Origin of the sequence: Dyella sp. (assembly GCF_051962475.1) — a bacterium.
Taxonomy (GTDB): Bacteria; Pseudomonadota; Gammaproteobacteria; order Xanthomonadales; family Rhodanobacteraceae; genus Dyella_A.
The window spans coordinates 1-10,301 of the sequence record NZ_JBQCCF010000002.1 but is presented as its reverse complement, the minus strand read 5'-3'; the positions used below and the strand labels follow the sequence as shown (position 1 = coordinate 10,301).

The window sequence follows — 10,301 nt, the reverse complement described above, 5'->3', positions numbered from 1 at the left end:
AATTTTTTTTTAACAAATATCCCGTTGGTTTTTTTCGCCCCCGTTGGGGGTTTTTTTTTTTTTTTTTTAACACACCACATCCACTCCTCTTGCCCCCCGGCCCGGGGCTCCTACGGGTGGTTAAAAAAACGCCCCGCGGTGCGGGGCGTTTTGTTCTGCGCAGGGATGGTGAGCGTCAGACTGCTTCCAGCCAGCCCCACTTGTCGCTGGTGCTGCCGTCGAACAGGCCGAAGTACAGCTCCTGCAGGCGGCGGGTGACGCGGCCGGCGGTGCCGTTGCCGATCTGCTTGCCGTCGACCGAGTTGATCGGCGTGATCTCCGCGGCGGTGCCGCACATCAGCAGCTCGTCGCACAGGTACAGGTACTCGCGCGGGATGTCGCGCTCGACCACTTCGATGCCTTCCTCGCGCGCCAGCACCTTGATCGTGTCGCGGGTGATGCCGGTGAGGATCGAGGCGCTGGCCGGGGTGGTGTGCAGCACGCCGTCGAACACCAGGAACAGGTTCTCGCCGGCACCTTCGCTGAGCAGGCCGGTGGAGGCCATCGCGATGCCCTCGCCAAAGCCGAGGCGCCGCGCTTCACGCGCGATCAGCTGGCCGGAGAGATAGTTGCCGCCGGCCTTGGCGCCGGCCGGGATGGTGTTGGGCGCAAAGCGCTGCCAGCTCGACACGCAGGCGGTGATGCCCTTTTCCAGCGCCTCCGGACCGAGGTACGGACCCATCGGCCAGGTCGCCACGGCCACGTCGATCGGGGTTTCGGCGGAGAGGCCGAATCCGCCCAGGCCGCGATAGGCCACCGGGCGCAGATAGGCGGCGGAGAAGCCGTTCTTCTTGATCACCTCGCGGCAGGCCGTGGCAAGCTCGTCTAGCGAGTACGGCAGCACCATGTCGTAGATACGCGCGGACTGGTACAGGCGCTTGAGGTGATCGGTGAGGCGGAAGATCGCCGCGCCATCGGGCGTGGCATAGCTGCGGATACCCTCGAACACCGAGGAGCCGTAGTGCAGCGCATGCGACATCACGTGGGCGGTGGCGTCTTTCCACGGCTTGATCTCGCCGTTCTGCCAGATCCATTCGGGGTACTGCTGCGCCATGACGGTTCTCCGGTTGGGGACCGCCCATGATAACGGGTCGGCTCGCGCGCCACTAATCGGCCGGGCGCAGCCACAGGCAGCCCGACTGCGGCACCAGCGCGAACCGGGTGGAGGTGCTGGCGCCGCTGGCGTCTTCGGGGCCGGTGACCAGGGTGATCGCGGCCGGCGGGCGGGCGTCGTCGATGTCCGTGTCAGACGACTGCGCCTCGGGGCCCAAGGGTCGGCTCGCATCGTAGAGCGCCGCAGCACTAGGGGCGGTCTGCAGCACGCGAACGGGGCTGTCGTCGGCGACATCGAGCAGCGGCTGGCGCATCAACGTTCCCAGCGTGCGGATCTGCTCCACCACGCCGCGTCGGCTGTAGCCGTCCCACAGCATCAGGCCGGCCAGGCGGTTGGGATCGCGAGCGGCGAAGGCGTCCACGATCTGCTGGCGCAGCGCATCCAGCGTGGCGGCGCACAGCTGCGCAGAGCGGTCCTCGTACCGCGGCGGAGCATCCACCGGCGAGGTGGCCGACCCGGCGTTGTCGCCGGGCAGGGCGGGGGTGGCGTCCACGTCGGCACAGACGCGATCGGTAAAGACCAAGCGGCCGGCGTGATCGACGCAGCGATGGATGCCCGCCTCCTGCGCAAGCAGCGGCCGCGGGCCGATCCCTATGGCCAGCCACACCAGCAGCAGGAGGGAAGTCCGACGCATCGTCGCAGCATAGCGCCGCGGCGACGGCGGATCAGTGCAGCAGGTCGAGTATGGCGAGGGTGGGGCGGGCGCGATTCAGCGTGTAGAAGTGCAGGCCTGGCGCGCCGCCCTCGAGCAGGCGTCGGCACAGCCCGGCGACCACCTGTGCGCTGAGTTCGGCGATCGCTTCGGCGTCGTCGCCGTGCGCCTGCATGCGCTTGGCGATCCAGCGCGGGATCTCCGCGCCGCAGGCGTCGGAGAAGCGCTTGAGCTGGCTGAAGTTGCTGATCGGCATGATCCCCGGAACGATCGGTACCGTGACGCCGAGCGCGCGCACGTCGTCGACAAAACGGAAATAGGCATCGGGGTTGAAGAAATACTGCGTGATCGCGCCGTTTGCGCCCGCTTCGACCTTGGCCTGGAAGTGGCGCAGGTCGGCCAGTGCGTCCTCGGCCTGCGGGTGGGTTTCCGGGTAGGCCGCTACCTCGATGTGGAAGTGGTCGCCCGAATGCTCGCGGATGAAGCGCACCAGCTCGGCTGCATAACGGAAGTCGCCGGGCGAGGCCATGCCTGAGGGCAGGTCGCCGCGCAGCGCCACGATCCGGCGATACCCGGCCGCGCGGTAGCCGTCTAGCAGGGCGGCGATCTCGGCGCGCGTGCCGCCCATGCAAGACAGGTGCGGCGCCACCGGGAGGCCATGCTCGCGGTGCAGGCGGGCCACCGTCTCGCCGGTGTAGCTGAGCGTGGAGCCGCCCGCGCCGAACGTCACCGAGGCGTAATCGGGCTGCGCCTTCTTGAGCAACTGCGCCGCGCGATCGAGCTGCGCGCGCTGCTGATCGGTCTTGGGTGGAAAGAATTCAAAGCTGATCGCCGGCATCGCCGCGGTCTCCAGGAAAGGCGGATGGAAGGCCATGGGGCCACAGTATATATCCTTGTGTCGCGATGAAGCGATATATCTAGGCTCGCCAGCTCGGCGAGTGGTGCGTGTCACCCCAGCCGGGCTTTCCACGAGGCATCGCCGGTGGCGAAAGGCCGAAGCCCGACGCCACAAACCGGGACCCTAAGCGGCGTCCCGGCGCGATGCCCGTAGGGCGAGCCCGGCTCAGTCGGCGTCCGGCGCCATCAGGCGATAGCCCGGCGGCAGGGCGGTACTGAACGTGGCCGGATCGATCGGTGTATCCATCGACACGTGCATGGTCTGGCGCAGCTGGCTGCCGTTGCCGCCGATCTCGACCGCGCGCGGCAACGCATCGGCATCGGCCCAGATCACGATGTGCATGCCCTGCACATCGAGCGCCCATCCCGTGGTCGGCCTGCCGTCGATCACCCGGGTGCCCGGCAGCTTGCGCGCTTCGCCCTGGAACCGACGAACCGGCTCCAGCCATGCCAGCGGGTCGCCCGCCTTGCCGGTGGCCGGCAGCGGCATCTGCAACGCGAAGTGGCTGTCGTGCAGCAGGCTGAGCATGCGCTGTTCGCGCACGTTGACGATGACCGAGGTGGCGGTGCCGAAGTCGGTGCGCACGTCGCCCTCCCGGTTCATCCACACCCGGATCGGCGGCATCGCGATGCCTTGCGACTGCTGCTCGATCTGCAGCGTCAGCGTGTGGAAATCGCGCAGGCGCTTCTGTACCGCGTCGAACGCGATGCCGTGCGAGGTGGGCAGCAGGAACAGTGCCAGCATCAGCGCGGCGGTGGCGGTGATCGCCGTCCAGCCGAGCCAGCGGCGCTGCGCCGTGTTCTGGCGTCGGCCGGCCAGGCGCTGCTCGAGCTTGTGCTGGGCGGTATCGGTGGCGGTCGCGGACAGCCCCTCATCGAGGGCGCGCAGGTGGGTGGTCAGTCGGGCAGAGAGGGTCGGGTTCATCACAGCACCTCCGGGGTAGTGGGGTCGGTTTCGCCAAGGCGCGCTTCCAGCGCGCGGACGGCGCGATGCAGGCAGACGCTGACGTGGTTGCTGTTCATGCCGGTGGCGCGGGCGATCTCGGCGATCTCCAGCCCCTGCACGTGGCGCAGGGTGAAGCACTCGGCCTCGCGCGGCTTCAGCCGGCCCAGTGCGTCGCGCAACTGGCGGGAACGTTCGTGCTGGATCGCGCTCTGTTCGGTGCTGTCGAAGGCGGCCGGTGCAGCGGCGCGCCACGACGGCAGGAGCCGCCGCCAACGCTGCGCCCGGCGCAGGCGATCGATCGCCATCCGCGCGGTCAGCGTGACCAGGTAGGCCGGCCAGGAGTCCACCGGTCCGGTCGGCCGTTCGAGCACGCGCAGGAACACATCCTGCTGCAGGTCCTCGGCCTGGCTGGCGTGGCCGAGCACCCGGTAGGCGGCCTGGAAAACCTGCCGTCCATACAGGCGAGCCAGCATGGCGACGTCGGGTGGCGCGTGGTCTGTCATGGGCTCGCCTTCGCTGTCGATCGAAATGGGCATGGACATGTCTCCGTCGGGGGTCACCCGGTAAGACGCGCCAGCCGGCCGATTCTTACAGCGGAGACGGTAGACAAAAAAAGGGGCGCATCGCTGCGCCCCTTCTTCAGCTGCGTGATCAGGCCGATCAGTAGCGGTAGTGCTCCGGCTTGTACGGGCCTTCCTTCGGCACGCCGAGGTAGGCGGCCTGGGCGTCGGTCAGCGTGGTCAGCTTCACACCGATCTTCTCCAGGTGCAGGCGGGCCACTTCCTCATCCAGCTTCTTGGGCAGGATGTAGACCTTCTTCTCGTAGCTGTCCTTCTTCGCCCACAGGTCGATCTGCGCGAGCGTCTGGTTGGAGAACGAGTTGGACATCACGAAGCTCGGATGGCCGGTGGCGCAGCCCAGGTTCACCAAGCGGCCCTCGGCCAGCAGGAAGATCGAGCGGCCGTCCTTGAACGTGTACTTGTCCACCTGCGGCTTGATGTTGAGCGCGGTGACGCCGGGGAACTTCTTCAGCGCATCGACCTGGATCTCGTTGTCGAAGTGGCCGATGTTGCAGACGATGGCCTGGTCCTTCATCTGGCTCAGGTGCTCGATGGTCAGCACGTCCTTGTTGCCGGTGGTGGTGACGTAGATGTCGCCACGGCCCAGCGTGCTCTCCACGGTGTTCACCTCGAAACCTTCCATCGCTGCCTGCAGCGCGTTGATCGGATCGATCTCGGTCACCACCACGCGGGCGCCGTAGGCTCGCAGGCTGTGCGCCGAGCCCTTGCCGACGTCACCGTAGCCGCACACCACGGCCACCTTGCCAGCCAGCATCACGTCCATCGCGCGCTTCAGGCCGTCGGCCAGCGACTCGCGGCAGCCGTACAGGTTGTCGAACTTCGACTTGGTCACCGAGTCGTTGACGTTGATCGCCGGCACCAGCAGTTTGCCGGCCTCCAGCATCTGGTACAGGCGATGCACGCCGGTGGTGGTCTCCTCCGAGACACCCTTCCAGTCGCGCACGACGGTGTGCCAGAAACCCGGACGCTCGCTCGCCACGCGCTTGAGCAGGTTCTTGATCACCTGCTCCTCGTGGCTCTCCGAGGCGGTGTTGACCCAGTCCGAGCCGTTCTCCAGCTCGTAGCCCTTGTGAATCAGCAGCGTCACGTCACCGCCGTCGTCCACCACCAGCTGCGGGCCGAGGAACTTGTCCGCACCCTGGCCGGGGAAGGTCAGCGCGTCGAGCGTGCAGTCCCAGTACTCCTCCAGCGTCTCGCCCTTCCAGGCGAACACCGGGGTGCCTGTGGCGGCGATCGCGGCGGCGGCGTGATCCTGGGTAGAAAAGATGTTGCACGAGGCCCATCGCACGTCGGCGCCGATGTCCTTCAGCGTCTCGATCAGCACGGCAGTCTGGATCGTCATGTGCAGCGAGCCGGTGACGCGCACGCCCTTCAGCGGTGCGCTTGGGGCGTACTTCTTGCGGATCGACATCAGGCCCGGCATCTCGTGCTCGGCGATGTCCAGCTCCTTGCGGCCGAACTCGGCCAGGCCGATGTCGGCAATCTTGTAGTCGTGGTTGGAAAGGTCGCGGGTGACAGCGTTCATGAAAATCTCCGGTTCGGTGCGAAAAGTCTTCGCGTGAAAGCAACCGGGCGCCGTTGTCGAACGTGCCGCGCCGAGCCTGGCCGGATGACGTGCCGGCCTTCAAGTAGGCGGGCAGGGCGGACAAGGCCGCCGTCGCAAACGGTCGCAGCGCCCCTCAGCGGGCAGCAGGGCATTCTAACCGCAAGCGTGGTTCGATGCCCTGCGCACACGGCGTCGCAGCGCCGACGCCGCTCAATTTGCTGCACAAGCAGCATTTTTCGTTAGGCTTGGGCGGTTGCCTCACGGAGATCGTCATGCCTTTCCAGCCCGAAACTCCCGACCTGCCGCACGACGCTCCCCTGCGCGAGGACGTGAGCCGGATCGGCGCGATGGTCGGGCAGATGCTGGCCGAGCAGCGTGGCGAAGCGTTCTTCGAGCGGGTGGAAGCGGTGCGCACCAGTGCCATCCGCCGTCGCCGCGAGGGGGAACCGGTGGCCCTGCTCGGTCGCAGCCTCAGCGGCATGCAGCCGGACGAAGCCGAAGCACTGGCGCGCGCCTTCGCCACCTACTTCCAGGCGGTGAACATTGCCGAGCGCGTGCACCGCATCCGCCGTCGTCGCGACTACCAGCGCGCCGGCGGCGCGCCGCAGCCCGAATCCCTGCTCGACGTGTTCGCGGCGCTCAAGGCGCAGGGCGTCAGCGCCGAGGAGCTGCTCGACTGGCTCGGTCGCCTGCACATCGAACCGGTGTTCACCGCGCATCCCACCGAGGCAGTGCGCCGTTCGCTGCTGGAGAAGGAGCAGGCGATCGTGCGCTCGCTGGTGGACAACTTTGATCCCACCCGCACGCCGCAGGAGCGCAAGGAAGACGACGACCGCATCTTCATGGCGCTGTCTGCCGGCTGGCAGACTGCCGAGGCCTCGCCGGTGCAGCCTACCGTGCAGGACGAGCACCACCACGTCGGTTTCTACCTGGCCAATCCGATCTACCGCATCGTGCCGGCGCTGTACGAGGCGCTGGCCGAGGCGTTGCAGCAGGTCTACGGCGTGGCCGCGCCGATGTCGCGGCTGCTCAGCTTCGCCACCTGGGTCGGCGGCGACATGGACGGCAACCCCAACGTGGGCGCCGACACCATCGCGGCAAGCCTCGCCAGTCAGCGCGCGCACGCGATCGAGCATTACATGGAAGACGTTGCCGGCTTGGCGCGCCTGCTTAGCCAGACGCAGGGCCGCGTGGCGATCGATCCGCAGCTTGCCGCGCGACTGGACGACTACCGCGCCCGCTTCCCCGCCGCGGCGAAGAAGATCCGCCCGCGTCACGCCGACATGCCCTACCGCACCCTGCTCACGCTGATCGGTGCGCGGCTGGAGGCCAGCCTCGAGGACGATCACGCCGAGGGCTACACCAGCGTCGACGAACTGGCCGGCGACCTCGAACTGATCGCGCACAGCCTGATCGAGCACCACGGCCTGCATGCCGGCGCATACGCCGTGCAGCGCGTGATCCGCCGCGTGCGCACCTTCGGCCTGCACCTGGCCCGGCTCGACGTGCGCCAGGATTCGCAGGTGCACGACGACGCGCTGGCCGCGCTGCTGGACGATGCGCAGTGGGGCGAGCACGCGCCCGAGCAGCGCGTGGAAAAGCTGCATCCGTTCGCCAGCGGCGAGCGATCGTTGGCGCCGGTGAACGAGGAAGATGCGCAGCGCATGCGCGCGGTGTTCCAGGAGCTCGGTGAAGCGCGGCGCCGCTACGGCAGCGAGGCGATTGGGCTGTACATCATCTCGATGGCGCGTACCGCGGCCGACGTGCTCGCCGTGCTGGCGCTCGCCCGCCACGGTGGGCTGGTGGTGACGTCCTCGCCCGGTGGGGAAGAGGGGGCAACCGACACCGTTCCGCTGGACATCGCCCCGCTGTTCGAAACCGTCGACGACCTCAAGAACGCACCGGCCACCCTGCGCGCGCTGCTCGCCGATCCGGTCTATCGCAGCCACCTGAAAACCCGCAACGACCGCCAGTGGGTGATGCTCGGCTATTCCGACAGCGGCAAGGACGGCGGCACGCTGGCCTCGCGTTGGGGCCTGCAGCGCGCGCAGGTGGAACTGCTGGAGATCGCGCAGGGCGCCGGTATCCAACTGGCGTTCTTCCACGGCCGCGGCGGTTCGGCCAGCCGCGGCGGCGGACGCATGACGCCGGCGCTGATGTCCTCGCCGCGCGGCTCGGTGGCGGGCGTGCTGCGGGTGACCGAGCAGGGCGAGGTGATCCACCGCAAGTACGGCATCCGCGCGCTGGCGCTGCGCAACCTGGAGCAGACGGTAGGCGCCGTGCTGCGCGCCAGCCTGCGTCCGCGCGAGGATGAGCCGCGTGAGGCCGAGTGGCGCGAGCGCATGCACGCGCTCTCCGCCGCCAGCCGCAAGCACTACCGCGCCTTCGTCGACCGCGACGGCTTCGTGCAGTACTTCCGCACCGCCACGCCGATCGACGTGATCGAGCGCATGACGCTGGGCTCGCGCCCCTCGCGCCGGCGTAGCATGCGCGGCGTGCAGGATCTGCGCGCGATTCCGTGGGTGTTCTCCTGGACCCAGTGCCGCTCGATCATCACCGGCTGGTACGGCCTGGGCACGGCGCTGGAGCAGGGCGCGGCCGAGTTCGGCGAAGAAGCGCTGGCCGAGATGGCGCGCGACTGGCCGTTCTTCAGCAACATGCTCGACGACGTGGAGATGGTGCTGGCCAAATGCGACCTGGCCATTGCCGAGGCGTTCTCGCAGCTGTCCGGCGAGCTGCACGCGCCGTTCTTCGGGCTGATCCGCGATGAGTTCGAGCGCACCTGTCGCTGGGTGCTGCGCCTGAAGGGCAGCCAGGAGCTGCTCGAAGGTTCGCCCCGGCTGGCGCAGTCGATTCGCCTGCGCAACCCCTACGTGGACCCGATGAGCGTGTTGCAGGTCGACCTGCTCAAGCGTTGGCGCGCCTCCGGCGGCGAGGACGACGCTCTGCTGCGCGCCCTGGTCGCCTGCGTCAACGGCGTCTCGCAGGGGTTGCAGAACACCGGCTGATCCGCGCCGGGTGCGCGCTGTCCGCGTTCGAACGGGGCATTCCGAAAGCGGACATCGAGATCGGAAAGCGGCATCCTGTCCCGGCCAGGAAACCGCGCTACGGCGCCGTTTCCACCGCATGGCCCGGGTTGGCACGCTGCTTGCCAACCTTGGGTCATGGATATCGCCAATCCCCAATTGAAGATCCGACGCCGTCGGCGGCTGCAGTGGTCGATCGCCGGCGGCGCCGCCGTGCTGGTTGGCGTGGTGGTGCTGCTGGTGCGTCTCGGCCCCGCCCTGCCGGTGGCCGAGCGTGCCAGCCTGTGGATCGATACCGTGCAGCAGGGGCAGATGCTGCGCGAGGTGCGCGCCACTGGCACCCTGGTGCCGCGCTCCACCCGCTGGCTGGCCGCCGCGACGGCGGCGCAGGTCGAGCAGATCCTCATCTGGCCGGGTGCCGCGGTGAAGCCCGATACCGTCCTGATGAAGCTGTCCAACCCGGCCGTGGAGGACGCGCTGCGCAATGCGCAGGCGCAGGTCGCTGCGGCCCAGGCCGATGTCGCGGCCAAGCGCGCCGAGCTGCGTTCCCAGTTGCTCGACCAGCGCTCGGCGCTTGCTCAGGCCGAGTCCGATTACGCCTCGGCCAAGGTCAAGGCGGACGCCGATGCGAAGGCCGCCACCTTGCATCTGATCCCCGACGTGCAGTTCCGTCAGGGACAGATCGCGTTGAAGCAACTGGACACGCGCCGCGGCATCGAGGCGCAGCGAGTGGCGGCCTTTGCCGCCAACATGCGCGCCCAGCTCGACGCCGTGCAGGCGAAGCTGCGCCAGCAGCAGAGCAACCTGCAACTGCGCCAGCGCCAGGCCGATGCGTTGAACGTGAAGGCCGGCATCGCCGGGGTGCTGCAGGAGGTGGCGGCACAAGAGGGCGCCCAGGTGGCCGAAGGCGCCAACCTCGCGCGGGTGGCGCGACCGGACGTGCTGATCGCCCGCCTGCAGGTGCCGGAAGTGCAGGCCAAGGACGTGGCCCTGGGCATGCCGGTGAGCGTGGACACGCACAACGGCGCCGTGGCCGGTGCGGTCGAGCGGATCGACCCGGCCGTGCGCGACGGCAGCGTGCAGGTGGACGTGCGGCTGGACGGTGAGCTGCCGCCGGGCTCGCGTCCCGACCTGTCGGTGGACGGCCGCATCCGCGTCGCCACGCTGGACCACGTGCTCTCTGTCGGCCGGCCCAGCCAGGCCAAGGCCGACGCCGACATCACCCTGTTCCGCCTCGATCCATCCACCGGCGTGGCGACCCGCGTGCCGGTGCGCATCGGCGCCGCCTCGGTGGACCGGGTGGAAATCACCCGCGGACTGAAGGTGGGTGACCAGGTGATCCTCTCCGATACCAGCCAGTGGGACCGCTACGACAAGATCCGCGTGAAATGAACTCTGCAAGGTAGGAGCCCGGGGGGGGGGGGGTGTGGTTATGTGGGGGGAAAAAAAAAACAAAAAAAAAAACCCCCCACCGGGTACAGTATTAAAACACAAAAAAAT

The 10,301-nt window shown here is 68.2% G+C and carries 8 protein-coding genes and 1 riboswitch; of the genes, 2 read left to right on the top strand and 6 right to left on the bottom strand.

All coding sequences use genetic code 11. From position 1 onward, the window contains the following. Positions 1–175 precede the first annotated feature (175 nt). From ACTHJF_RS00045 to ahcY, 6 genes are all read right to left on the bottom strand, one after another. A complete protein-coding gene (locus tag ACTHJF_RS00045) occupies positions 176–1,093 on the bottom strand; it encodes a branched-chain amino acid transaminase (RefSeq protein WP_431634360.1) in 918 nt (305 codons plus the stop codon). 52 nt (positions 1,094–1,145) lie between these two features. Continuing rightward, the gene (locus ACTHJF_RS00040) at positions 1,146–1,787 is read right to left on the bottom strand and encodes a DUF4124 domain-containing protein (RefSeq protein WP_440265248.1); all 642 of its coding nucleotides are present in this window, start codon (positions 1,785–1,787) and stop codon (positions 1,146–1,148) included. A gap of 31 nt (positions 1,788–1,818) precedes the next feature. Then, entirely contained in the window at positions 1,819–2,643 is an 825-nt protein-coding gene (gene metF / locus ACTHJF_RS00035; protein ID WP_440265249.1) for a methylenetetrahydrofolate reductase [NAD(P)H], read from the bottom strand. Positions 2,644–2,868: 225 nt separating this feature from the next. Continuing rightward, a complete protein-coding gene (locus ACTHJF_RS00030) occupies positions 2,869–3,627 on the bottom strand; it encodes a hypothetical protein (protein ID WP_440265247.1) in 759 nt (252 codons plus the stop codon). Continuing rightward, positions 3,627–4,184: an RNA polymerase sigma factor gene (locus ACTHJF_RS00025; RefSeq protein WP_440265246.1), complete on the bottom strand. Its 558-nt coding sequence runs from the start codon at positions 4,182–4,184 to the stop codon at positions 3,627–3,629. Before ACTHJF_RS00025 ends, ACTHJF_RS00030 begins: the two co-directional genes overlap by 1 nt. Positions 4,185–4,308: 124 nt before the next feature. Then, entirely contained in the window at positions 4,309–5,754 is a 1,446-nt protein-coding gene (ahcY, locus tag ACTHJF_RS00020; RefSeq protein ID WP_440265245.1) for an adenosylhomocysteinase, read from the bottom strand. Positions 5,755–5,792: 38 nt separating this feature from the next. Then, positions 5,793–5,916: riboswitch (S-adenosyl-L-homocysteine riboswitch) on the bottom strand. A gap of 131 nt (positions 5,917–6,047) precedes the next feature. On the opposite strand from ahcY, the gene ppc reads away from it, so the two are divergent. Then, positions 6,048–8,783, top strand: a complete 2,736-nt coding sequence (gene ppc / locus ACTHJF_RS00015; protein ID WP_440265244.1) for a phosphoenolpyruvate carboxylase — start codon at positions 6,048–6,050, stop codon at positions 8,781–8,783. Positions 8,784–8,939: 156 nt separating this feature from the next. Further along, positions 8,940–10,193 carry an efflux RND transporter periplasmic adaptor subunit gene (locus ACTHJF_RS00010; protein ID WP_440265243.1) on the top strand — a complete coding sequence of 418 codons (1,254 nt, stop codon included), beginning with the start codon at positions 8,940–8,942 and terminating at the stop codon, positions 10,191–10,193. Positions 10,194–10,301: the final 108 nt, after the last annotated feature.

Coding starts and splice junctions, on each gene's coding strand:
- ahcY (WP_440265245.1), bottom strand. CDS start 5,754: ATGAACGCTGTCACCCGCGACCTTTCCAACCACGACTACAAGATTGCC.
- ACTHJF_RS00045 (WP_431634360.1), bottom strand. CDS start 1,093: ATGGCGCAGCAGTACCCCGAATGGATCTGGCAGAACGGCGAGATCAAG.
- ACTHJF_RS00030 (WP_440265247.1), bottom strand. CDS start 3,627: ATGAACCCGACCCTCTCTGCCCGACTGACCACCCACCTGCGCGCCCTC.
- metF (WP_440265249.1), bottom strand. CDS start 2,643: ATGCCGGCGATCAGCTTTGAATTCTTTCCACCCAAGACCGATCAGCAG.
- ppc (WP_440265244.1), top strand. CDS start 6,048: ATGCCTTTCCAGCCCGAAACTCCCGACCTGCCGCACGACGCTCCCCTG.
- ACTHJF_RS00010 (WP_440265243.1), top strand. CDS start 8,940: ATGGATATCGCCAATCCCCAATTGAAGATCCGACGCCGTCGGCGGCTG.
- ACTHJF_RS00040 (WP_440265248.1), bottom strand. CDS start 1,787: ATGCGTCGGACTTCCCTCCTGCTGCTGGTGTGGCTGGCCATAGGGATC.
- ACTHJF_RS00025 (WP_440265246.1), bottom strand. CDS start 4,184: ATGCCCATTTCGATCGACAGCGAAGGCGAGCCCATGACAGACCACGCG.